Here is a 25891-nt window from a genome sequence, read left to right as displayed (position 1 = left end):
AAGAATAGACAAAAATAAACAAAAAAGCGTCGTTAAACGATTAAAAATCAAATTTGACCCGGGCTCTTATACCCCATTCCGAAACATTCGGATTGTCCAAATAAGTAAATCTCCTTATTAGATCTACCCGAACTAATTTAAAAATATTCGCTATCCCAACACTTCCTTCAATATACGGAGTACTTCCTAACGTATAAGTTATAGGCAAGCCGTTTTCATCCATGGAGAATTTGTATAATGAATTATTATAATTCGGGTTATTTTCATCTCTTAAACCTCCCCACAAACCTTTGAAGCTGATAACCTCACGCCATTTTAGCCGCTTAAGCAACGGGATTTTGTTAAAAATAAACCCGTTCAGGTAATATTGTACATTAACAGCTGCATAGTGGTCGCTTACGAACTCAAGAAAGTTCATCAAATTATAAGAGTTTAGCTGATACGCGTAGGTTTGATTCGCCCGATGTATGCTAAGCAATGGAAAAGGGATGTTCTCTCCAAAAATGTATCCACCTTCGAGGGTTACGTCTGAGTAGCCAAACTGCGACAAATATACACGCTTAAAGATGTTTGCGCTAAAGTTGTGGTAATCGTTTGTGCTGTTGAATACATTTTTTAAGCCCATATTATAGCGCAAGGTAAATATCGGATATTTGTTAAATATCGGGATGCGATAAACTTTGCCCTGATAGAACTGCTCTTTCGGTGCATAGCGAAGTTCAACATTGACCTCCGATGAAGTAAGTTCATTAACGTTAAAAAGATTCCCGTTGGCATCTTCGCGTTGATAAACCAATACGCCGGCAGGACGCTGCCGCCAATGTGTAAAGCCAACTTTGTAAGAGAACCTACTCGGTAACTCATGCACATACTCGAACTTAGCAATATCGTTATAAAGCCAGCGGTTATTATCACCTCGTTTGAAAGAAAGTAAAAAGTTGTCTTCCTGAACAAATTGCAGTTCCTGGCCCGGTATCTTTGTATCGTGTTGATAACTGGCTTTTATATAATGAAGCGGAAATGAATATACTGATTTGTTGTTCAACGAGTATGTAGCACTTAAAAAGTATTTCCACTTTTCATCCCGAAAGCCATAAGCCCCATAGGTTTCAAAAAACATCCTTTTACTGAGGTCGGTAGTCGTTCGTCCTCCTAAACGTAACCTAAATCCCTCTACAGGATTAAAACTATAAAAGGTGCTAGCAGGCCCCATTTCAAACTTGCCAAACGACTTATATCCAGCTAGCAGCACCGTTCCCCAGTCCATGATGCGTCTAAAAGACTTGATCGTTTGAAGCGTATCTACATTTTTATAGATACCGACTTCCCGAAGTTCCAAGGGCACGTGACGCACACTTTTCCAATACTCCTCCGTTGTTTTGACTTCGGGATTATAAGCAATTTCTTCATCTGGACCCTTATAGATACTATCGGCTTGCGACTGTCCGATCAGGTATTTCTGAAAAGAAACGGTACGCTCGCCTAATATGCCACCGCCCTTATCCCCTAGCGCGAATTCCATGGTAAGCGTACTTTTACTTAAATGATACCGCCCGTCGGGATTTTTGCTGTACTCCAACTTTGCCTGCAAATCCCGCATAAAGTTTAAATTAATATCTTTATTTACGGTTAGATAGGCATTTTGGACTGCATAATTGCCGTCTAAAGTGATGAACAATTTACCCTCAAACAACATATCTGCCTTGTTACGGGGAACGAAACTAAGTTCAACAAGCCATGGTTGTTCCGTCTTTACGGTATCACTAATAAAAAACTTGTAAAAAGTAGGCGAATTATTGGCAATGGGGCTTAAGAACAGATTAGTGGTAATCGAAATATCATTATCGTAAATATTGATATCTTCGTACAATCGGTGAAGGTAATTGCTCACGCCATCATTATCAATGAAGTGCGGATCAAACTCAGCCTTTTTATCCGCTAAAACGTACCGCTTCTTTTTATATGGGTTTTTACGGAAATAGATGTTAGACAATTTTTCCTCCATATAGGCAGGCAAAACGTTTTTACCGCCAATCGAACTGGAATCTTGTTCGGCAAACAGAAACTGGTAATTTCTGAATATTCGCTTCTCTTTAAATTTATCCGACAGGTTACTTAAAGCCATGGACAACTTACTATACTCCTCGTATTGAACAAAGTCGTAATTTTCCATTTGATTTTCCTTTTTGTGAGCGATAACCTGCCTAATCAACTCAACAGCTGGATTATTTTTATTTCTATATCGTCCCCTTTTGCCTGTGACCACTACTTCGTTCAACATCTTGGCATCAACGCTCATCTGTACATTCACCACTTGGTCTTCCCCTGGCTTAATATCTTTTTCTACAGTGACATAACCGATATAGGCAAATTTAAGCTTCGAATAATTCCCATCTATCTTAATACTAAAATGGCCCTCGTCGTCGGCAGATGTGCCGATAGTAGTTCCGGGTATTAGAATACTTACATAAGGGAGTGTTTCCTTCGTTACTGCATCCGTTATAACGCCGCGAACGATAGTCGTTTGCGCTACAGCTATTTGAGCAGATAAAGCGAACAAAAACAATAAGCAAATATGAGTATAGCTGCTATGGATCTTTGCAATAATTATTTTCACTTCTTAATTCAATTAGTTTAGATGTGTACCACCTACACCGCAAAATAAAGGATTTCATTTAAGACTATTGTGGTCAAAAAGTCAAAAATAGCCAGCATCGCACAGCCATTAATACAGTTGGGCAGAAAAACGATCGTATTATCCAGCACTCTTCTCTTGGGTAGAGAAACAACCACTACTGTAAGGATCTAGCTGTATATCAGCAATTACAGAATTAAACTTAAATGGTCTTTTCAAATAAGCGGTAGCGCTTATATTGTTGGCCATTTATCTGTTCAATGGCATGATTCATGAGATAGTTATCTTCCAACATCCAAGAACATTCCGCATATTGGAGGTTTGTGCCTTCTGAATTTTTTATTAACCGTCCATAAAGACAGGCCTCTATACCCATTTTTCGATAGCCGTCAACGACCCCTAGCAGTAATACACGAACGCCGGTCACCTTTTTTAGTCCGAACAATAGTTTAAAAATTCCAGTAGGGAACAATCTCCCACGCTTTATCTTAATCAATATCTGGTTGATATCAGGAATGCCCAGCGCAAAACCAACCATCTTATCTCCTTGTTCGGCAATAATGCAATATCTGGGATCCAAAATCATCGATAAATCCTTTGCCAGAAAGTTGAACTCTTCATCAGTCATGGGCACAAAACCAAGGTTTTTGTCCCAAGCACTGTTATATAGCTCTTTAATCTTTGGTATTTCTTGTTTCAGATTCTTTTTATCAATGCTTCTTATTCTAATATTGCTTCTTTTCAACCGCTCTTCCAGTGCTCCCAAGAGCTTAACAGATCGGTCATTTAGATTATTACGAACAATCAGGTAAGCCAACAAATCCGTCTGCTTCTGTAATCCGGCTCCCATTAATAATTTTTCGTAGTATCGCATGTTATAAGGCATCATCGCAACCGGCGGTCGGTCAAAGCCTTCTACTAATAAGCCACAAGAGTCATTGGTCGATAGGTTTACGGGCCCCACTAATCGATTTGCTCCCTTTTCTTTTAGCCAAGCGACGCTGCGTGCCAGCAGCTCATCTACTACGCGTTGATCGTCTACCGTATCGAAAAAACCAAAAAAGCCATCGTTCGCCTGCGTAAACGCATTATGATTGGTATTGTAAATTGCAGCTATGCGTCCTACAACTTTTTTGCCTTCATAAGCAAGAAACAATTGGATAAAAGAATGGTTATGAAAAGGGTGCTTGCCCGGCGTAAGCATGTCACGCTGGGCAATAAACAACTCCGGGACATAGTCCTTATCATTCTTATATAGATCATGAGGAAAATCTATAAAAGATTTCAACTGACTTTTAGACGAAACGTTAACTACCTCCATGGTAAAATAAGTGCTGTATCGATATGTTCAGTTGATTTATGCTATTTTAACGAATTCGCTGGCTAAAGTTTCGCGGTATGCTTGTGTCAGCTTGCTTACGGCTTCATCGATTTGACTAAATGTATGTGAAGCCATAAGCGAAAACCGAATCAAGGAATCTTGAGAAGCTACAGCTGGAGATACAACCGGATTAACAAAAACGCCTGCTTCGTGTAGCTTTTTCGTAATCAAAAATGTAGCATCATTATCACGTATGTAAACAGGTAAGATAGGGCTTTCTGTTTTCCCTAAATCAAAACCGTTTTCCAATAACTGACGCTTTGCGTATTCGGTATTCTTCCAAAGGTTCTCAATATGCTCCGGCTCGTTTTGTATAATTTCCAGTGCCGCTAAAACGCTCGCTGCAGAGGCAGGGGTCATACTTGCACTAAACATCAACGAACGGGCTCTATGTTTCAAATATTCGATTGTATTGGCGTCGCTCGCCAGGAATCCGCCCAATGAAGCCAATGACTTGCTAAAGGTTCCCATAATGACATCCACGTCATCGGTTAAACCGAAATGGGACGCCGTCCCGGCTCCTGCTTCGCCAATAACGCCTAAACCGTGCGCATCGTCTACCATAACAGCAGCGTCAAACTCTTTTGCGATTGCGGTCAACTCAGGAAGCTTTACAAAGTCGCCTTCCATGCTGAAAACGCCATCCACAGCAATCAATTTGACCGCTTCTTCCGGCAGTTGGCTCAATTTGTTCCGCAAATCGGCCATATTGTTGTGCTTATACTTAATCACCTTCGAGAAAGACAAGCGACTTCCGTCTATAATAGAAGCATGATTACAGTCATCTAAAATAAGATAGTCATTTCTTCCGGTTAAGCAAGAAAGTGCGCCAAGATTTGCTTGAAAACCGGTACTAAATAAAACAGCTCCTTCTTTACCTACATAGGCAGCAAGCTTGGCCTCTAATTCTTCATGAATATCAAGTGTTCCATTCAAAAAACGTGAGCCAGCGCAGCCGGTGCCGTATTTGGCAGTAGCTTGTTGAGCAGCTTCAATAATTTTCGGATGGTTAGTTAACCCCAAATAAGAATTTGAGCCGAACATAAGTACCTTCTTTCCATCGATGACAACTTCGGTGTCCTGACCAGACTCGATAGGTCTGAAATAGGGATAAAGACCTTTCTCTTTTATCACCGCCGCATCTTTAAAATCTGCTATACGCTTGTCAAAATTTCTGCTCATTTAATTAAAATTTAAAACCCAAGGGTTTATCTCCTTTTTAATACAGTTATATTATATGTATATTCTGCAGGTTGTTCCCAATTGATTTGATCACCTGCATAAATCGATCATGCTCTGGACTTTTCAAGCTATTAAACAAAACCTTTTCGAGATTCACAATTTTATCCTTTATAAGTCCGGCCAAGGCACGTCCCTTTGGAGTGAGCATAACACAGTTTTTCCTTTTATCAGCTAGATCTGTCGTTACTCTGACCAAATCTTCCTTTTCTAAATTGGAGATGGTTCGAAGTACCGACGATTTGTCTCTCCCGATTTCATCGGCAATCTGCTGTTGTGGAAGACCTTCCTCCGGTATACTAAACAAAACAGGCAGCTGTTCTATCCGCACATCAATCCCCTGGGCAGACAAGTACTGATTGGCCTTATTGCGCAACAACTTACTCAGGTTATCGAGATGGAATATGGCTAAATCTTCATTATTTTTCACCTGATTCATCTATTGTAAAAATCGTTTGTATATCAACTAATAACGCCACAAATATCAACTCAATATTAAATTAAAAAAAGGTACATATGTCGCCAAAATTGGTCATTTTTTCTGTATAAACACCGTTACATTCCGAACCGCTAGCCTGAAAAACCTATAAAATCTCCCCTAAAACTCAAATAAATGAATGTTCGTCAATATCACCTTCCGCACCAATACGTCTAAAACTCTGTATTCTTTCGTTTCTGCGAAACAACATCATGCCAATTATTCTGTTAATATTAAATTAACAAAATGCGAAAAACCGAATAAAAACCTTTTGCTATCAACGACTACTCTGCGAACTATTTGGACTCGAACTTCGGTAGATACTTTATTTTCAAATAATTAGATTTAAAAGTATTAGAAGCTAATATAATGACTAAAGGCTTAGGAAAAAGTTATCAACAAAAAAAATCGTTGCGTTGGCAACAAATTTTACATTTATATGAGTATTGTAGCTATCGAATCGTTTTTCTGTAGCTGGTAGGATTGACACCGGTATAACGTTTAAAATACTTGCCGAAAAAAGACATGTCACTAAAATTGAGAAAATCCGCTATTTCTATAACTGTCAGAGAAGGAATACTCAATAGGCTTTTCGCCTCCATGATTACCATTTCTGCAATAATCGCACTTGCCGTTTTACCCGAAACGTCTTTGGTGACCTCAGAAAGGTATTTAGGTGTAATGAACAACTTTTTTGCATAAAAATCGACACTCCGCTCCTCTTTGAAGTTATCTGCTACGAGTTTTGTAAAACGAAGCATGATGTCTTCTTTCCGCGATACTTTCCTGTTTTTTTCGCGAATGTATTTTCGATATAAAAACGCATATTCGTACATAAAAGCTAAAAAGCTGTGTTTAACAACAGCATGATGTATAGCGGCGTCCTCTACGTGGTTGCCCAATAACATCACTTCAATCAAGTTATTCAGGGCCTTGATTTCGTGCAGTGCCAAATTGCATAAGGGCACACCTGAAACAGACAAATCGTATACGTCTTGATGAAGTTCCCGTATATTCGCATTTACCAGAAACGAGGATTTATATAGAATCGCATAAAACTTGCAATCATCACTAATGGCCAACAACCGTTTGATCATATTGGGAGCAAAGGCCAACACATTGTTCTTTTCCAACCGAAAATGCTGCAAATTCAAATTGATATCTATCGATCCTTCATGAACCATCAATACAGCAAAAAAATCGGATTTAAAAGGATTGAAGATGTCGTAAGGGCTAAATTCCTTAGAGCTTAATAATCGTTTATTGATATGAAAGACTATAAATTCGCGTGAATCATCTTTGGAAAGATGATGCGACGTGATCTGAGGCAACTTCTTTTTCATATGGCAACAGGCACAAGGGCTTTATCGCACGAGCTTCAAAACTACAGCAACAAATTACGGGTAACTTTCCGATCAAAGGTGATCCATCCAGGATAATTTATTGTTTTGTTTCCAATAGCGATTGTTGGCTTCAATTTTATGGTTAGCACGCTTTCCTGGTTTGGATTCTTCCCGGAAATAAAGTCTGAAAGTTCTTGTAATACAGAACCATTCGAAAGCAAGCCATAAACATTGGCGTCAATTAAAACAGGTATCTCTGCTGTTTCACCGGGTTTTACCTTTATTTGTTGATTCACCAATCCTGTGGCCAGTGTACGGTCCTTCATTAAAAGTTGGTATTGAAATTGGTTGATCCCTGCAAGATTAGTGGTCGGGTTGGTTATCTTTAACTTTAATATTCCCTTTAACGGTATTTCTTTTCGAAGCATGCCCATCGCCACACCTCCCATACTTCGTGTATCAATATTTCCAGAGCGAAGCAATTGAACAACATCTGTACCTGCTAAAAAAACGCTATCTACGCTTTTTACCTCGTATTTACATTGTTCCAGTGCTTTTATCTGCTTGGCCTGTTGGTTAACACCACACGCCATAAACACCAGAAGTAACATCATCAATAACAGCCTATTCATTTTAAATCTCCTTAGCTGGTGACAAATGTAAACTATTAGGACGACAATTCGGGTTAATATTTGTTAAACAACCGCTAATAGCCGAAAGAAACGCTAGTCTAAGTAAGCGCCTTGCCTTACTAATAGCGCCCTGTATTTATTGAAAATTGCAGATTTGGAAACAAAACCCATATAATGGTCATTCTCGTCAAGCACCGGCAAAATCCAAATGTCTTCGCGGTCCATCTTTCGCATAACGTCGTACATATTTGCATTCATACGAACCACATCGATGGGAGCTTGGGCCAATTCTTTCATTGTTTTGTCCGAAACCTCCTCTCCCATGAGAATGCTAAATAAACGCTCACTGTAGATTACGCCTAATAGTTTGCGCTCTCCATCAACAACAGGAAAAATATTTCTTTTGGTATGAATAATATCTGATCGCCTGTCTATAGGCTTTTCATCCGGACGCAGCACGGTGAAATTAGTTTCTAAGACATAACGCAATTTCATCATTCTCAATACCGTTTTATCTTTGTCTTCATGCGAAAGCCAATCGCCATGCGCCGCTAAATTTTTTGTATAAATAGAATACTTTACTGCTGCCCTATTAATGAAATAAGAAATGGCCGAAACAATCATCAGGGGCACCATCAAGGTATAACCACCCGTTATCTCGGCAATAAGAAATATGGCCGTTAAGGGAGCGTGCATAATACCACTTAATGCGGCAGCCATACCAGCAACGATAAAATTGGCTTCAGTAAGATAGGTCAGCCCCGTAAGATTGACACCATGTGCAAAGACAAAGCCCAAGAGTCCACCCATCACTAAACTGGGGCCAAACGTTCCGCCATTTCCGCCACTGTTAAGCGTAATCAGCGTAGCAAAAGACTTAGCAAAGACGGTCACAAGGCTATAAACCACAACCATCCAACCTACATGTTTATAATCGGAGAATACGCTGTTAGCTAATAACGAATTCGATTTCCCAAGGAGGAGCTGTTGAATAGCAATATAGCCCTCCCCGTACAATGCAGGAAAAATAAATATTAATATCCCTAAACTTAAACCACCGAGCCAAATTTTATGGTAAGGATTTTTTACAGCAGCAAACCAACCCTTCACCCAACCGTCCACTTTGGTGAAATAAACGGAAAAAAGGCCGACAAGCCCGCCTAATAACAAATAAAAAAATAACGCGGGTAAAACCCACTCGTCAGAAACTAAATAAAATAGTGGTTCACTATATAATACCCTCGACACGACCGATGCCGTGGCAGCGGCCATAAGTAACGGAATAAAAGCTGGAATTGAAAACTCAGGCAACAGGATTTCAATAGCGAATACCATTCCGGCAACTGGGCTATTAAATGCGCCGGCAATACCCGCTGCGGCACCACAAGCGAGCAACATGGTAACCTCGCGATAATTAAGGCCGAAGAACCGAGCTACATTGGAACCGATGGCTGAACCACTGTAAGCGATTGGCGCTTCCAACCCTGATGAACCGCCAAAGCCGACCGTAAGTGCTGAAGTAATGATCTGAGAGTATATGTTATGATTTTCAATTCTGCTGGATTTTCTGGAGATGGCATATAATATAGGCGTAATCCCATGTTCAAATTTTCCCTTTCGGATAAAACGCCGGACGTAGATAACCGTTAGCAAGATCCCTATAAGCGGGAAGAATAGGTACAAGTAATATTTGTATTCTGACTGTACGTCGTTCTGTAAAAAGGCGGCTATACCGTGTGTAAGCGCCTTTAGTCCTGATGCGGCCACGCCCCCAATTAGCCCAACAACTACAGCCAAAATCACCAGAAAGTTTCGATTTGAAATTTTCCGAATGCGCCATTGATTGATTCTGTAAATAATCCCGCTCCGTGTTTCCAAAATACTACTTTATTTTTATCACTCTAAGATAGTCAATCAGCGCCTTATTTTTACTTAATCGCTTACTATTTATACCATTTATCGGAGGGTTCACCAACTTTAATTGATACGTTCCTTTATTAAATCTAGCAACAACTTTGTTGCTAAATCCCCAATCCGACCATTCGCCCTGACCTCTTTGCGGAAAGACAATTGCCCCTAACCCTTGGGATTCGCTTTCCAAGTAACTCACCGCACAGCCATTTCCCGTGCCCACATATCCGTTGCCATTGGCATAACGGAAATCAATTACATAGAGTCCGGTATCAGGAATAGTCACAGCGATGCTCAATGAATCATTTGCCGAAACCGACAGATCAACAAAGCCTTTGGCGGAATACCCTTTCACCTCCTGCCGCGATAACTTCCCGAAATTTTCTGCTTCTACAAGCTGTTCGGCTCCGGGCGAATACACCGTATAAGGAGCACTTGCAAAAGAAGAATTCCCGGCAGAATCGACCGCAATGACCTGATATTCTGCGAACTCATTTTGACTTATATTGATTTCGTTGCGATCTATCAATGTTTGCATTTCGCCGTTCTTAAGCACCTGATAGTTGGCGGCACCTTCGACAATACGCCATTTCAATTTACCATTGTCATAGGTTAACGCAGGCATATCGATTGCGAAACGATTGTGGGTCCTATAAATCTTTTCATTCGGCATTTGATTATCGCCCATTACAATCGTTAACTGATGTTTACCTTTAATATCCCCGGGAATAAACGCCTCCTTTAATTCATTACCATCAAGAGAAACGGACGTTATGGCATTACCGTAACCGCTCAACGTGATATCAAGAATGGCATCCCGGTATTTAAAACCACTTAGCTTTCTTTCTCCGCGTAATCTCTTGGGAACATAAGGGTTTAGCCGAAGCCCCTCGGGTTCAAATTGGAGTCCGAAAAAAACTTGATAAACTAAGCCTAGATTGCCTGCTAAACTACTTAACGCTTCGTCTTCATTGGCTAATGTTGGTTCATAATTACCATTATCCGCTCTAAAATTGGCTTTATTGGTGAGATACATGGCTGCCGACCTATAAATAGCGGCCAACCCTGCTAACACATATGGCTCGTTACGCACTTTCGCGGCCGCTATTGTAGCATAGGCTTGTACGAATGGCCAAATGGCATTGTTTTGATAGGTCGGAATATAGGTTGTTTGCGGAAACACACAAGCGGTTCCGAAAGGCAAAATCGGCATATTTGCTATGACGGCCTTTTGCTGCTCTGCGTCTGCAACTTCAAACAGTACAGCCAACGCTTGCCCTAAAGCGTCAGAGCGATCGGAAGTCAGCTTATATACCCGCCCGTACAGGTATTGAGCATAGGATGATTTGTCTTTAAGCCAAAGATGTTTATTTATACTTGCCTTTAAACTATCAGCCCAAACTTCGTATTTTTTCCCTTCTCCGCTCTTCGCTAAAACGCCTGCCATTAATGAGAGACGGCGCAACGCACCGTAGTGTATGGCATTGGTACTGGTGGACATAGACTCGTAAATATCAGCTGCTTGCATCCATTTTGGATACGTCTGCTCACGCTGGTTCAGAAAGCTCGATTCACCTCGCATCAAGCCCTTATCGGCGTCAAATGCAAGCACACGGTCTTCTTCTAAGGCTTCTTTTGCTATTTCATAGCATTTTTTTAACCACAAGGCATCGCCGGTTACTTTATAAACTTCCCATGCTGCAATCACCCATAAAGCTCTATCCGTAGAAACGGGATAAGAACCGCCCGTTCCATTAGCTTGAACCAACCTATCCTGGTCAACAAGCTGCATGAGACCGCTTTTAGCAAGCTCTGGCGCAAAGGCTGCGATAGACAAAATAACGCTATAGTTCACGTGGCCCGCGTTGCCGGCAAGCCATCTTTTATCAAGCTTTAAACTACTGCCGTCTTCGCTTACTTTCTGCACAAATTCTTCCATCGCCATGTTATATAGTGCATCAGTTAACGGATACGGCGAGGAATAAGCGGGAAATGAACTAATGTCCTGCGTTAATTTCCACACCGGTCGATCCAGCGTTTTCTTTGGTTTGTTCAATGTTAACGTAATCTCATATACACCGTCTCCGTCTCGGTCTTTCATCTCCAATTCCGGATGGTTGACCAGATTATCGAAATCCCAGAAGAGCGGCTCGGTATTACCGGCCACGTAAACTCGACCGAAGTCCTCCTTGTAGAATTTGACACCGTTAAAATTCGTATAAAATCCGTCCTCTTCAAAGGCCTTTAAAACATGCCTTAAATCGAGCCTAATGGTAATCTTCGCTCCAGACGCCAGATATGTTTGCTTAGGCACGCTCGTTTCGTCCTTGTATGGAGTGCCAAATTTGACCGACACGACTTTATCTTCCGTTTCTCCAGGTAAAACCACTGCAGAGTGATAAACGCCAGAAGGCAGTTCATTGTCTTTCCCGTTTATACTAAACTTAAAATTTATACGGGGGCTCAGTGTATCTCGGTACGAACTCTTATAGTTGCTAACAACTTCTTTCGACGAAATGGCTTTCGCTTCAAATGATCCTTGCACAACCCGGTTTCCATACAATGTAAAGGCCTCGGATTCGAAAATTTCGCTTTTGTTGAAACTGTCGCTACAGGATAATAATGTAGATATTACGGAGAGAATAAATGCGAGACACTTAGATCTTCTATTCATTTTTATATACAGATTGACTACCAAAGGAATAAGGATTCAAAAGAAGAACACCGGCGTTGATGAACGGATCTCAAAATTCGCTGCAAACCTACGCAAAATTCGTTTATAATCAAACCCCGCAAATTCCTTACCTTTGTTTGGTTCCGATTCCAACATCAGACATTTGTTTGATGAAAGGCGTTCTATCAATACAAGCGCTGGTATAATTTGTTTTACGAATATTCAATTGCCAAATCCCATGTCAAGTTTGAGCCACGAGTTTATATATCTTGATCACTGTGCTACCACACCGGTCGACCCTCGCGTATTACAATCGATGCTGCCTTATTTCAGCGAATTATACGGAAACGCTTCGAGCGTCTATCATAAACTTGGACGGAAGTCTGCAGAAGCTGTTGATCGAGCGCGAAGTCAAGTTGCCAAACTTATTAATGCGTCGTCTAAAGAAATAACGTTCACCTCTGGCGCTACCGAAGCTATCAATCAAACGTTAAAAGGCGTTTTCTATCACTATCAACACATAGGAAAGCATATTATTACTTGCGCAAGCGAACATCCAGCCGTTTTAGACACCTGTAACTTCTTGAACCGAGCGGGCGCCGATATAACGAAATTAGCGACTAATCACCTCGGCGAAATATCCTTAGACGACCTCAAACAGGCTATTAGGCCCGATACGATCCTAATATGCCTCATGCTCGCAAACAACGAGACCGGCGTGCTCCATCCAATAAAGCAGATCAGTAAGATCGCAAAGGAACATAACATTTTGTTTTTTTGTGATGCAACGCAAGCCGTGGGAAAAATCCCAGTAAACGTAGAAAGTGACGGTATTGATCTATTGGCTCTAAGTGCACATAAAATCTATGGGCCTAAAGGAGTGGGCGCTTTGTATATTAAACGTCGACGGGCCCCTATCCAAGTCGGCGCATTAATACAAGGTGGAAAGCAAGAGAATAACTTACGTGCTGGCACTTTAAATGTTCCAGGCATAGTGGGTTTAGGCGAAGCAGCAGAACTGGCTTTCCAAAGCCAAAACGAGGAATCGAAAAGGTTGGAACAACTTCGCGACTGCCTGGAAGCTTCTCTATTAACATTGCCCGAAACGTTTGTCAACGGCAATTCAGGCAATCGGCTTCCGCACGTTTCAAATATGTGCTTCCGGTATATCAGAGGTGCCGATATCATGACACAACTGCCACAGCTCGCCCTATCGGCCGGAGCTGCCTGCGCCAGCGGAAGCAGAGCCCCTTCCCATGTGCTCCTCGCCATGGGACTGAGCAAGGAAGACGCTGAAAGCTCTCTTCGCTTCAGCTTGGGAAGAACCACGACAAAAGAACAAATAAACTATGCGGTCGATCTGTTACGCACTGCCATTACCAAACTGAGAAAAGATTCCCCAGTTTGGAAAATGTACGAATCCGGTTTATTATAAAGCGAACGATAGCCCGCCCGTTATGGATTACACGGAAAAACTTTCGCCACAAGCGCAAGTACGCGATGCGTTCGGATTAATAAAGTTAAATCCTTTTCCGGTTAAGCCGTCGCTGTAATCCAGCTTGGTGCCGGCTAAATAGAGAAAAGACTTTATATCTAATACAATTTTGACTCCCTGATCTTCAAAGGACTGATCCCCTGCCCGTTCCTCGTTATCAAAATCAAGCTTATAAGTAAGTCCTGAACAACCGCCGCTTTCTACAGCAACTCGCACAAAATAGGAAGCGTCATACTTTTCTTCCTGAAGAATTTCGTTGATTCTGTCTTTCGCCTTCTCTGTAACAGTTATCATAGTATTACAAATAAAATTTTACCAAATATCGTTAATCCCTAGTAATTTATAAAGCATATCGACCTATGCAAATGGAATTTGACAAGGATTAGACATCCACAATGTACAGCATACCTGATATCCATAGCAACAAGCGCATAACCACGGAAAAGAAGGATACCACCATTGTAAAATAATGGTGATTTATCGGCTAAATTTTTTATTTTTCGGATATTTAGCCACAAATCAATCCAACATGGTGTATAGAATATATTCAATAATCATTTTTAACTTAATCAGCCTGTGCTTGTTCGCACAGAAGAAGCCATTAGACCACAGCGTATACGATGGCTGGCAGAGCATTAAATCTGCAAAAGGAAGTCTTGATGGACAATTCATTTTATACAGCATTACGCCGCAGGAAGGAGATGCGCAGCTGATCATCAGCACAGTGTCGGGAGAAACGATTTGGACTGTCCCCCGCGGCGAAAACGGTCTATTTACCGATAACTCGCAATATGCGATTGTTACGATTAAACCGCCATTTGCTGAAACCAGACTTGCAAAGATCAAGAAGAAGAAGGAAAACGAAATGCCGAAGGATTCGTTGGCCATTATATCACTGCTCACCAAGAATATTTATAAGGCGCCTCGTGTAAAATCGTTTAAATTAGCAGACGAATCATCAGAATACATCGCCTACTTAACAGAAGAAACCGCAAAGGCCGACAGTGTTGAAAAAGACACTAAAGGTAAAAAAGGCGGGGAATCCGGCACCTTGCACTTGCGTAACCTGGCGACTGGAGCCGAAGAGCTTTTCGAACATGTAAGCGATTACTCTTTTGACAACGCGGCTCGGGTATTGGCTTTTGCTCGGACAGGCAAGAAAGATGTACAAACGGATAATGCCGGTTTGTTCTTATACACCATCCAAGAGAAAAAGCTTAAGCAAATCAGCCGGGGACGTGGAACATATCGTCAAATCACGTTTGATCAGACCGGTACGCAGTTGGCTTTTACAGCAGAAAAGAGTCCGGAAAAGGCACTTCAAAAACCTTATAGCCTCTACTATTATACACCCGAAAGAGATACTGCTAATATTATTGCAAATGTCAGCAGCACTGGTATGCCCAACAATTGGAACGTGAGTGGCGACGGAAAACTGCGTTTCAGTAAAAGCGGAGAAAAACTCTTTTTTGGAATTGCACCAATTCCTCGCATAAAAGACACAACGATTGTAGATTTTGAGGTAGCTAACGTAGATATTTGGACGTGGAAAGACGACTATTTGCAACCGCAACAACTCGTAAACTTGAAGAAAGATTTGACTAAAAGCTACCTGAGTGTGATTTATCCGAAAAGAAATGCTACGGTCATACCACTAGCCTCATTGGATATTCCAGAGATCGAATTGACAGATGACGCCGATAACCAATATGCGTTAGGCAGCACGAATGCCGGGAAACGGGTTTCTGCACAATGGGAAGGCAGTACAAAACAGGATTTTTATTTAATTTCTACAACCGACGGAAGCAAGACGAAAATCGCATCTGACGTATATGCACGACCCTTTATGTCTCCTCTCGGAAAATTTGTTGTATGGTACAATATGGCCACCCAACAGTGGAATGCCTATGATGTTAATGCGCGCGCTTTAAGAACACTGAACACCGATCTGCCGGTCAGTTTTTCCGATGAAGACAATGATTCCCCTACCTTCGCCCGGCCTTACGGAATTGCCGGCTGGACACCGGAAGATAAAGAGGTGTTGATTTATGACAAATATGATATTTGGAGCTTTGACCCCAAAGGTAACGACAGGCGCATACTGACAAACGGAGCAGGTAGAAGCACTAAAATCACCTTTAGATATGAAGACATCCTCCCCAAAACCGGAAGAAAGAAACACGATAAAGCGGTTATCATTGACACCAAAAAACCGATTTTAGTAAGCGCCTTTAACCACCTTACTAAAGAAGGCGGATGGTTCGAAACGAACCCTCGTAACAAAAAGGACCCAAAGGAAATCGTTATGTCAGCTCACGCTTATAAAAATGTTTCCGCCAGTATAGATAAGAATGTGATCATCTATACCAAAGAAAACTATAAGGAATCGCCCAACTTATACGTTACCTCTTCCGAATTCAAAAGAGAAACCAAGTTAAGTGCTATCAATCCCCAACAAGAACAATACAACTGGGGTACGGCTGAACTTGTAAAGTGGACGACGCCAGCGGGACATGAAGCGACTGGCATCCTGTACAAGCCGGAGGACTTTAGCGAAGCGAAGAAATATCCGATGATCACGTATTTTTACGAGAAACTGTCCGATGGCTTAAATACCTACATTGCACCGGCACCAACGCCTTCCCGACTTAATATAAGCTACTTTGTCAGCAATGGTTATCTGGTGTTTGCTCCAGATATCAGCTATGAAATAGGTCACCCGGGCAAGTCGGCAGAAGAATACATCAATTCAGGGGTAAAAGAGCTCGCCAAATTCGCATGGGTGGATGAAAAACACCTCGGCATACAGGGACAGAGTTGGGGCGGCTACCAGGTAGCTCATTTGATTACCCGTACGGATATGTATGCAGCGGCTTGGGCCGGAGCACCGGTGGTTAATATGACCTCTGCCTATGGTGGCATACGATGGGCTACCGGACTTAACCGACAATTTCAATACGAAAAGACGCAAAGCCGCATAGGAAAGGATTTATGGGAAGGTTACGATCTTTACATCGAAAATTCTCCGCTTTTTCATTTAAAGACCGTTAAAACACCTGTAGTGGTTATGGCAAATGATAATGATGGAGCCGTTCCGTGGTATCAGGGAATAGAAATGTTTACCGCGCTACGTCGTCTCAGTAAGCCCGTATGGCTACTCAATTACAATGGTGAAGAACATAATTTGGTAAAAAGGCAAAACAGAAAAGACATCCAAATCAGAGAACAACAGTTCTTTGACCACTTCTTAAAAGAAAAGCCGGCACCGGTATGGTTGGAGCGTGGAGTACCCGCTACGTTAAAGGGTATCGACTGGGGATTCGATTTAATCGACTGAAATAAAAGCCCCGCTCCTAAAAGCCAATAGCAAATAAAACACTCGTTAAGGGGCCGACTTTTATCCGGCCCCTTTTTTATTAGCCAATAAGATGGCGGGCGTCATTGCCGGTATATTTTCCCTTTGTATTTTTTTAATTCGATAAAATCGTTAAATTCGATAGCACGCAACGCAAAATTCGTTTGATCACGTTTTAAACGAACATGAAGTTAAAAAGACCATAATTGATGAAGTTATATACGATCGAAGCAGGATTATTTAAATTAGATGGCGGCGCCATGTTTGGTGTGGTACCTAAAAGTATTTGGCAGCGTACCAATCCAGCAGATGAAAACAATCTGTGCACCTTGGCAGCCAGGCTTTTGTTGATCGAGACGGAAGGCCGGTTAATTTTAGTTGACACCGGATTAGGCGATAAGCAAGATGCAAAATTCTTTAGCCACTACCAACCGCATGGAAGTAAATTGGAAGACTCCTTAGCAAAACATGGATTTAACAAACAGGATATTACCGACGTTTTATTAACCCACCTTCACTTCGACCACGTCGGCGGAGCTGTTGAAAGACGGGGCAATGCCTTAGTCCCCGCTTTTGAAAACGCTACCTATTGGACAAACAACAAGCACTGGCACTGGGCCACCCACCCTAACGACAGGGAAAAGGCTTCTTTCTTAAAGGAAAACATATTACCACTTCAGGATGCCGGTAAATTAAACTTTATAGATGAAAAGGACAGAGCCTTCTTCGCAAGCGATGTACAAATAAGATTTGTCTACGGTCATACCGAGGCTATGATGCTGCCCCAAATTAGTTACAACGGAAAAACGGTGCTCTATATGGCAGATTTATTACCGTCTGTTGGACATATTCCCCTGCCTTATGTGGCGTCTTACGACGTGTTTCCTTTACAAACGTTAAACGAAAAAAAAGCCCTATTACAAGAAGCACTGGATAATGATTATGTCTTGTTTTTAGAACATGATCCGCTTCACGAATGCTGCACACTTAAACAAACAGAAAAAGGGATAAGACTCGACCGTACGTTTAAACTGCAGGATCTGTAAAACACAAGGGGTTATTTGTCATCGTTCAGCTTCTCCGCTTCGTCATTTTTAAAATCATTGAGGTTTGTTCGATGCCAAAACGGGACTTTTATATGAATTGCCGCTTTCGCCATCACGTATGCCGAAGTGGGCGAGGTTAAGGCTATAAAAAACATGATCCCCAGGCCTTTCAGTAACACTTCGATATTGTTAAAATAAAATACGGCAGCTATAACGATCATGAGCACCGCTAGCGTTGAATTCTTCGTTACAGCAGACAGTCTACTGTAAAAATCGGGAAGCCGCAACAAGCCAATGGCTGAAACGAGCATAATCAAAGAACCCAATAGCACAAAACTTGCACTTATTACTAAGGTTACATTACTCATACTCTTTCTGATTTACGAGGTAGTAAGCAAACGATATGGCACCTAAAAACGCAATCAGCGAAAACACCAAGGCAACGTCAAAAAAAATCAGCTTATCAGTAAACATAACGTAGGTAATCAGCAAGCCCAATAAATAGACAGATATCAGATCAAGCGCCGACAGACGGTCCGCTAAACTGGGGCCGACCACGAATCTATATAATGCCAACAGGATAGAAAGTGCCAGTAGACAGACGCAAAACAGCAGTATAGATGAAAAAACAGTCATTACTCCTTCGTTTTTTTTATTTTTTTAATTGATTCATTATCGCCTCCGCCAGAAGCGCCGACGCTTTCAGGACTTGCAGAAAGTGCCGTAACATCAAGAAGCCTCTTTTCCAGGCCTTCTTTCATATAGCTCTTAAAGCCCTCGAGCGTACCACCGTTGAGGTAAATGGTATGGACAAAAAGATATCGTTTATCATCAGAAACGCCAACAACCAAAGTCCCCGGAGTAAGGTTTGACATGTTAGTAAGTACCATAATACTTGTATCTGAATGCAGCGACAACGGCACTTTTACCACGGCTGGCTGTAAATTAATTTTTGGTGTGACAATTTCCTTGGTGAGGCGTACATTAGCCCGGATAAAGTCTTTTATAAAAAATTTGAACAATCGCATCAATTGAATAACCAATTTAAAATACCGACGTCGGAATACAGACAAAAGGAACCAAATGACGGTAAAAGAAAGAAAGAATGCGACAACCGCACTCCCCGCAGTATCAGAAGCGAAAGAGACTTTTTCAAGAATCCAATAACTTGCGTAAAAGCTAGCCAATAGATGTATAACAAATAAAATTCGCATATTTTTCGTCTATTAAAAGAAAAGCCATATCCCGGGAGAGCAAAATTATTACCGTTGTATTACAGCATCGACATAATTACTTGGTAAAAGCAATTGTTCCGCAGCTCTTTGTGTATACTCGATTAACCAAGAAGGATTAAAACTGATCCAAAATGTCACAATAAGCAAAAAAGCACTTGCTATATACATATGATAGCATTGCTTAATAAAAACACCTTCTGGCAGCAATTGTTGGCCTTTCACATCCTGTTTTTTTAAAAAGCACTTGCTCCATATAATCATCATTGAGTATAGCGTCAGTAGAGTTGTGATTAATATAATGGCAACCGACCCATATTCATGCGCCAAAAGGCCTGCGTCAATTAACATAAACTTTCCCCAGAAACCGGAAAAAGGGGGGATGCCAACCAATGTTAAAGCAAGCATGATAAAGACAAAAGACAATAAAGGAAGTCGATCGTACAAACCGCTTATCTCGCTGATACGATATGAGCCAGCTGCCTTACCGATAATACCAGCGGCAAAAAAAAGATTGGTGTTTACAAGCATGTGATGCAATGTGTAAAATATTGCGCCCGCAATCGCTGCCGAAGTATACACCGATAAGCCCCAAAGTATAAATCCGATCTTACTGATTAAACTATAGGCTAGCACTTTCCGTATATCACGGTGGGCAATAGCACCCAGTACGCCAACCAACGCGGTAAAACAGGAAGCGCCCAGCAGAAATTTTTGCAATTGATAATGCTGCTGAAGCGGGAATAACAAAGTGAATGTTCTGATCATGGTATACACGCCCACCTTCGTTAATAAACCAGCCACAATGGCTGTAATAGCAATCGGCGGTGTGTGATAAGAGGCTGGCAGCCAAAAATAGAAAGGAAACAAGGCCGCTTTGATTCCAAAACTTACCAATAGTAAGATGGCGGCCAATCGCGTAATAGGCTGTAAAGCAGGGTCTGCTAAACTCGCGGCTAAGGCGGCAAGATTTGTATTACCCGTAGTACCATAAAGTATAGCAATCGCTAAGAGCAAAAAGGATGAAGCGACGAAATTGATCACCACGTATTTGATCCCACCTTGCAGCTGGTCGCGCTTACTGCCTAAAGTAATAAGCACGAACGAAGATATTAACATGACTTCGAACCAAACATACAGATTAAACAAATCGCCGGTTATAAAAGCGCCTGATATACCTCCCAACATAAACATCAAAGCCGGGTAAAAGCCGATCCGCTTTTTTCTTGCACTCAACACACGATCCGAAAAGGAAAAAATAGACGCGGCCACGGCAAGCAAGGCAGTCATAGCGATCATTAATCCCGCGAAGCGATCTACAAAGAGGGTGATGCCGAAAGGGACCTCCCATCCGCCGACCTGCGTTGTTACGAATCCATCGCGCGTTAACAAGTCTAGCAATTTTACGGCTGCAATCAGTGCTATCAGACTGGAACTGATGACAATCGCCCGTTGGATGTCAACCCTTTTATAAAACAGTAAACACAGCATTCCACTGATCATAAAAATAAGCAGGGGCGCTACCATAAGATTGGCCGGATCGATACTAAACATCATCGGTATTTGTTAACGTATCCAAGTCATTGGTGTTGCTCGTCTGATATACCCGTTTAAGCAAAACGATTACAAAAGCTTGCACCCCTAAACTGATGACAATCGCTGTCAGAATAAAGGCCTGCGGAACGGGATCGGCCATATTATCTATTGGTAGCGCCTCATCGTTGCCCGACACAAAAACCGGCTGGCTCCCCACTAAACCACCGGCGATCAACAAAAACAAATTGCAAGCGTTCCCGAACATGATCACGCCGGCTATAAGTTTCATAAAACTTTTATGCAGCAATAGATAAAGTCCGGCCGCAAATAAAAAACCTGTAAGAACCGATATACCAATTATCATAACTTATTCATTAAATATACTAAAGGCAATCTTTAATATAGAACCTGTAACAGCCAGATAGACGCCAACATCGAACATCAGAACCGAACTCAGCGTCCCTAAGCCGACGATGTGAATATCTGTCCAGATGGCCTCGAAGAAAACACCTTCAAAAAAAAGGGATGAAACGGCGGCTAGCGAACTGATTAATAGCCCTACACTTGTTAAGACCATTGTATTTATCTTATAAATTCGTCGGGTAGCCGGCACACCGAAAGCGATCATATGAAAAACCAGACCGATCGACAAGACTAAAGCACCGATAAAGCCTCCCCCCGGATTGTTATGCCCGCGGAATAAAAGATAGAGCGAATAGGCCAAAAAGATTGGCATCAACACCTTGACCGCAGCTTGTAGTATCGTTGTTCTCAAAACCGGTCCTCCCCCGACGTTAAATTAATAAGCGCTACCACACCGAGTGCCGTCATACTTAGCACGGCCATCTCCCCGAAAGTATCGAAGGCCCTAAAATCGACTAGCATAACGTTAACCACATTTTCGCCATGCCCCTTTGGAAAACTTTGTTGTATGTAGAAATCCTTCATTGCCGGATTCGGCTCATATTGCAGCAAACTCAAAAGAACGAGCGCCATTATAATACCAAAAGTGGCCGATATGCCGGCAATAAGAATTTTTCTGGCCTCCAATGGAAATCGGAGACTTTTAGGCAGCCGGTTTAACACAATAGCAAAAATCACCAGCGTTATGGTTTCTACCAAAAATTGCGTCATGGAAACGTCTGGGGCGTTGTAAACTGCATAAAGCAACGCTATCCCGTATCCTACCAAGCTAAGACAAACCAATATACGTAAACGGGATGAACTTTTTAAAACAAACACCGTACCGATAAAAATGAGCAATAATGGAAAAAAACCATAGATATTAGAAAACGAATCACCTTCGAGATCTAAACGTATTTCAGAAAAAAGTCCCCCTTCTATGTAGGTCCAAGCTAGTAATACAATCAGCATACCGAATATGACCTTTAGATATCGGGTCAAAAAACCAGACTGCAGAAAGCGGGTCAGGAATAAAGCGGCCGACCGGATATAAGCCAATATAGACCTGTATCCACGGTCAAAAGATAGCAGTTTAAGTTTGTTAATAGCAAGCACAAGTCGGTCTCTTTTAACATAAAGCAAGAATCCCGCCAACCACGTTATAACGGTCAGTATAAAGGATATATTTATCCCATGCCATAAGGAAAGATCGATTTCTACCCTGTCAGAACGCTTCGTTAACGCACTTACAACTGAAACGAAAAAAGGCTCAAAATAAGCCGCCCCAAGCCCCAGAATTATCCCTATTAGCGCCAGCAGCATCGCAGGAAACCACATAACGAAACCTACGTCGTGGATTTTATTTGGTAAAACGGAATGGCCTAGAAAAAGACCCCATGACAACTTTAAAGCCAACATGAAATACATCGCATTCGTTAGTATAAACGCGGCAAGAAATAAGCCCGCTTGCCACCCATTTTCTGACAAAGCCTCGTATAATATTTCCTTTGCGATGTATCCCAGAAATGGCGGTAATCCGGCCAATGCCAAACAGGCGAGCAAAGCGGCAAGGCCGGTATAGGGCATCGCTCGAAATACAGCGGGGAGTTTACGGAGATCTCGCGTTTTGGCTTGCTTATCGATGTTTCCAGCAGCAAGGAATAAGGCGGCTTTATAAAGCGCGTGAACGAGAAGATAAATGACGGCGCCCTGCAAAGCTCGCTCATAACCGAAACCGATCATAGCTATCAAGGCGCCTAAGGTGCTTATGGTGATAGACGCCAATACGCCTTTCATATCGTATAGCTTTGTCGCTTTAAACATGCCTATCAACATGCTTATTGTCCCAATGGCCAGTAAACTGGATTGCCACAACGAGTCGTCTCCGAAAATGGGATTCAGACGCATAATTAAAAATATGCCAGCTTTTACCATGGTGGCTGAATGCAGATAAGCGCTAACAGGACTGGGCGCTTCCATGGCGTTCGGTAGCCAAAAGTGGAAAGGGAACTGAGCCGATTTAGTAAAACAGCCTATCAAGATAAGCGATATTATGGTGCCAGACCCGGCCAGGTTATGTTCGCTTTGCAGTATGGTGGATAAGTGGAAACTTTGGCAATTGTGTGCCATCAACAACAATCCGGCGAAGAGGGCCAGCCCTCCGAAACTCGTTGTCAGCAATGCCTGCATCCCGGCCTTACGAGCCTTTTTGCTATGATTATTGTAACTTATTAAAAAATATGATGATATACTGGTTATTTCCCAAAACACATAAAGTAGCACAAGGTGGTCGGAAAGGACTAGCCCGATCATCGAACCCATGAAAATAGTCAGATAGCAGAAAAAACGATTGGCCTTGTCGTGCCCCCGCATATACCCGATGGCGTATAAAAGAATAAAAGAGCCGAACAGGCTGACAAGCAAGGCAAAAAACAGGCTCAATCCGTCTAAATAAAAACGAATATTCATACCAAGCGTAGGTACCCAGACGGTCTCTTCGATTATCTTTTCTCCGCGAATAATGGGTTGGATATAGCCGGTGAAATAAAGGAATATACCCAATACGACGAATGCACCGGAAAAGCCCAGTATATTGGGTATATACTTATATAGGAATAAGAATAAAAAACTTAAAAGAAAAATAACTAATAAAACCGAGGCCATACACGCTAATAGGGATTAACATAACAACAGTAAATTAGCCGTTTTGTTATCCCTTGTGTAAAACCTCTTCTACATGCGTTCCGGAACCTGAATTCCCAACAACCCCATCCCTTTCGAAATTACCTTGGCCGTAGCGGCTGACAGATTAAGCCTGAACTCCTTTAATCTCACATCTTCTGCCTTTAAAATGGCGACCTCGTGATAGAATTTGTTATACAGCTTAGCTATTTCGTACACATAGTTGGCAATAATAGCCGGACTATAATCGTTGGCAGCGCTTACAATAACGCTCTTAAATTTCACTAATTCCTTGATGAGTTCCCTTTCAGACGCTTCAAGTCCTGCCGGCTGAACATCAAACGGCTCTTCATGGTACGCGCCTTTAGACAAAACAGACTTTATACGCGCATGGGTATACTGGACGAAAGGTCCCGTGTGTCCCTGAAAATCGATCGACTCATTAGGATCGAAAAGCAGCCTCTTCTTCGGCTCCACCTTTAAAAGAAAGTATTTCAAAGCACCCAGTCCAATCATTTCGTACAGCACTTCTTTTTCTTGTTCGGAAAAATCGTCCACTTTTCCTAATTCCTCGGTTCGCTGTTTTGCCGTTTCAACCATTTCAGCCATCAAATCGTCCGCATCCACCACGGTTCCTTCCCTGGATTTCATTTTCCCGGAAGGTAGATCCACCATCCCATATGACAGATGATAAAGGCCCTCTGCCCACGACTTACCTAATTTTTTTAAGATCAGAAATAACACCTTGAAATGATAATCTTGTTCGTTACCTACTACGTAGATCGAATTATCCATATGATAATCATCATATTTCAATTGAGCGGTCCCTAAGTCCTGTGTGATATAAACAGATGTTCCATCTCCACGCAATACTAGTTTTTCATCAAGGCCGTCGGCCGTTAAATCGATCCAAACAGAGTTGTCCTGCTTTTTAAAAAATACGCCTTTCGACAGACCCTCTTCAATAATGTCCTTTCCTAATAGGTAGGTGTCCGACTCATAATAGACCTTATCAAAAGCAATTCCCATTTTTTCGTAGGTCTCCTCAAAGCCCTTGTAAACCCAGGCATTCATCTGCTTCCACAAATGGATCACTTGATGGTCGCCGGCCTCCCATTTACGAAGCATTTCTTGCGCCTCCAGCATCAATGGGGCTTCTTTTTTAGCCTCCTCCTCGCTTTTTCCCGATGCTATTAAAGCTTCTACTTCCTTTTTATATTCTTTGTCAAAACGTACGTAGTAATTACCAACCAGCTTGTCGCCCTTCAATCCGGTCGACTCGGGCGTCTCCCCGTTTCCGAATTTCTCCCAAGCAAGCATCGACTTACAGATATGAATACCTCTGTCGTTCACTAAATTGGCTTTTATTATTTCATAGCCCGCGGCCTCTAAAATAGCTGCGACGGAAAATCCGAGCAGATTGTTCCGTACGTGGCCTAAATGAAGGGGCTTATTCGTGTTAGGCGAGGAATATTCGATCATAACTCGCTTCCCATTCTTTGGAATATCTTCAAAATCAGGTTTTAAAAGCTCTTCGTGAAGAGCTTGGAGCCAAAACTCATCCGTCAAACTTAAATTTAAAAAACCCTTAATGACATTATATGAACTTATTTCTGAAGCATGGGCAACCAAGTAATCGCCGATTTCGCTGCCCGTCTGTTCAGGAGATTTCTTCGAATATCTGGTAAAGGGAAATGTCACTACGGTTACCTGGCCATCAAATTCTTTTCTGGTTTCCTGTATGTTAACAGCGCTTTCCTCTATTTCTACTTGATATAGCTCTTTTATAGCTTGAACCGCTAATGATGCAATAAAATTCATGCGCCAAACTTAGAGAAAATATTGGAATT

The 25891-nt window shown here is 41.9% G+C and carries 20 protein-coding genes; 3 read left to right on the top strand and 17 right to left on the bottom strand.

All coding sequences use genetic code 11. The annotated features are described in order from the left end of the window. Positions 1–40 precede the first annotated feature (40 nt). The 8 genes from EPX21_RS09095 to EPX21_RS09060 form a co-directional block, all read right to left on the bottom strand. Positions 41–2617 (bottom strand): DUF5686 and carboxypeptidase-like regulatory domain-containing protein, encoded by a 2577-nt coding sequence (locus EPX21_RS09095; protein WP_134089357.1) that lies wholly within the window; start codon positions 2615–2617, stop codon positions 41–43. Positions 2618–2837: 220 nt separating this feature from the next. Further along, on the bottom strand, positions 2838–3956 hold the full coding sequence (locus tag EPX21_RS09090) for a hypothetical protein (protein ID WP_134089356.1): 1119 nt from the start codon (positions 3954–3956) through the stop codon (positions 2838–2840). 36 nt (positions 3957–3992) lie between these two features. Beyond that, positions 3993–5198: a pyridoxal phosphate-dependent aminotransferase family protein gene (locus tag EPX21_RS09085; protein WP_134089355.1), complete on the bottom strand. Its 1206-nt coding sequence runs from the start codon at positions 5196–5198 to the stop codon at positions 3993–3995. 46 nt (positions 5199–5244) lie between these two features. Continuing rightward, entirely contained in the window at positions 5245–5694 is a 450-nt protein-coding gene (locus EPX21_RS09080) for a MarR family winged helix-turn-helix transcriptional regulator (RefSeq protein WP_134089354.1), read from the bottom strand. A gap of 491 nt (positions 5695–6185) precedes the next feature. Then, a complete protein-coding gene (locus tag EPX21_RS09075) occupies positions 6186–7076 on the bottom strand; it encodes a helix-turn-helix domain-containing protein (RefSeq protein WP_134089353.1) in 891 nt (296 codons plus the stop codon). Between the two features lie 41 nt (positions 7077–7117). Next, on the bottom strand, positions 7118–7708 hold the full coding sequence (locus tag EPX21_RS09070) for an LEA type 2 family protein (protein WP_134089352.1): 591 nt from the start codon (positions 7706–7708) through the stop codon (positions 7118–7120). Between the two features lie 93 nt (positions 7709–7801). Beyond that, complete coding sequence (locus tag EPX21_RS09065) at positions 7802–9586, bottom strand: chloride channel protein (protein WP_134089351.1); 1785 nt, start codon at positions 9584–9586, stop codon at positions 7802–7804. 4 nt (positions 9587–9590) lie between these two features. Then, complete coding sequence (locus EPX21_RS09060; RefSeq protein ID WP_134089350.1) at positions 9591–12293, bottom strand: family 78 glycoside hydrolase catalytic domain; 2703 nt, start codon at positions 12291–12293, stop codon at positions 9591–9593. A gap of 238 nt (positions 12294–12531) precedes the next feature. Between EPX21_RS09060 and EPX21_RS09055 the strand changes: the two genes are divergently transcribed. Further along, positions 12532–13728, top strand: a complete 1197-nt coding sequence (locus EPX21_RS09055) for a cysteine desulfurase family protein (RefSeq protein WP_134089349.1) — start codon at positions 12532–12534, stop codon at positions 13726–13728. A gap of 27 nt (positions 13729–13755) precedes the next feature. Here the strand turns inward: EPX21_RS09055 and EPX21_RS09050 are convergent, their stop codons facing one another. After that, positions 13756–14082, bottom strand: a complete 327-nt coding sequence (locus tag EPX21_RS09050; RefSeq protein ID WP_134089348.1) for an iron-sulfur cluster assembly accessory protein — start codon at positions 14080–14082, stop codon at positions 13756–13758. 235 nt (positions 14083–14317) lie between these two features. Between EPX21_RS09050 and EPX21_RS09045 the strand changes: the two genes are divergently transcribed. Beyond that, positions 14318–17125, top strand: coding sequence for a prolyl oligopeptidase family serine peptidase (locus tag EPX21_RS09045; RefSeq protein ID WP_166670720.1), 2808 nt, complete (start codon positions 14318–14320; stop codon positions 17123–17125). A gap of 227 nt (positions 17126–17352) precedes the next feature. Beyond that, on the top strand, positions 17353–18189 hold the full coding sequence (locus EPX21_RS09040; RefSeq protein ID WP_134089346.1) for an MBL fold metallo-hydrolase: 837 nt from the start codon (positions 17353–17355) through the stop codon (positions 18187–18189). A gap of 11 nt (positions 18190–18200) precedes the next feature. Here EPX21_RS09040 and mnhG read toward each other — a convergent pair whose 3' ends face one another. The 8 genes from mnhG to argS form a co-directional block, all read right to left on the bottom strand. Then, a complete protein-coding gene (mnhG, locus tag EPX21_RS09035; protein ID WP_134089345.1) occupies positions 18201–18557 on the bottom strand; it encodes a monovalent cation/H(+) antiporter subunit G in 357 nt (118 codons plus the stop codon). Then, positions 18550–18825 (bottom strand): monovalent cation/H+ antiporter complex subunit F, encoded by a 276-nt coding sequence (locus EPX21_RS09030; protein WP_134089344.1) that lies wholly within the window; start codon positions 18823–18825, stop codon positions 18550–18552. Before EPX21_RS09030 ends, mnhG begins: the two co-directional genes overlap by 8 nt. Then, positions 18825–19403 (bottom strand): Na+/H+ antiporter subunit E, encoded by a 579-nt coding sequence (locus EPX21_RS09025; protein WP_134089343.1) that lies wholly within the window; start codon positions 19401–19403, stop codon positions 18825–18827. Before EPX21_RS09025 ends, EPX21_RS09030 begins: the two co-directional genes overlap by 1 nt. Before the next feature lie 48 nt (positions 19404–19451). Next, a complete protein-coding gene (locus EPX21_RS09020) occupies positions 19452–20978 on the bottom strand; it encodes a proton-conducting transporter membrane subunit (protein WP_134089342.1) in 1527 nt (508 codons plus the stop codon). Next, positions 20968–21321, bottom strand: a complete 354-nt coding sequence (locus tag EPX21_RS09015; protein WP_134089341.1) for an NADH-quinone oxidoreductase subunit K — start codon at positions 21319–21321, stop codon at positions 20968–20970. The genes EPX21_RS09020 and EPX21_RS09015 overlap by 11 nt, the downstream gene beginning before the upstream one ends. A 3-nt stretch (positions 21322–21324) precedes the next feature. Beyond that, positions 21325–21732 (bottom strand): MnhB domain-containing protein, encoded by a 408-nt coding sequence (locus EPX21_RS09010; RefSeq protein ID WP_134089340.1) that lies wholly within the window; start codon positions 21730–21732, stop codon positions 21325–21327. After that, complete coding sequence (gene mbhE, locus EPX21_RS09005) at positions 21729–24023, bottom strand: hydrogen gas-evolving membrane-bound hydrogenase subunit E (RefSeq protein ID WP_134089339.1); 2295 nt, start codon at positions 24021–24023, stop codon at positions 21729–21731. The genes EPX21_RS09010 and mbhE overlap by 4 nt, the downstream gene beginning before the upstream one ends. Before the next feature lie 69 nt (positions 24024–24092). Further along, positions 24093–25862, bottom strand: coding sequence for an arginine--tRNA ligase (argS, locus tag EPX21_RS09000; protein WP_134089338.1), 1770 nt, complete (start codon positions 25860–25862; stop codon positions 24093–24095). Positions 25863–25891: the final 29 nt, after the last annotated feature.

This window comes from Olivibacter sp. XZL3 (genome assembly GCF_004368405.1).
Classification (GTDB): domain Bacteria; phylum Bacteroidota; class Bacteroidia; order Sphingobacteriales; family Sphingobacteriaceae; genus Olivibacter.
This window is presented reverse-complemented; position numbering and strand designations above follow the sequence as displayed.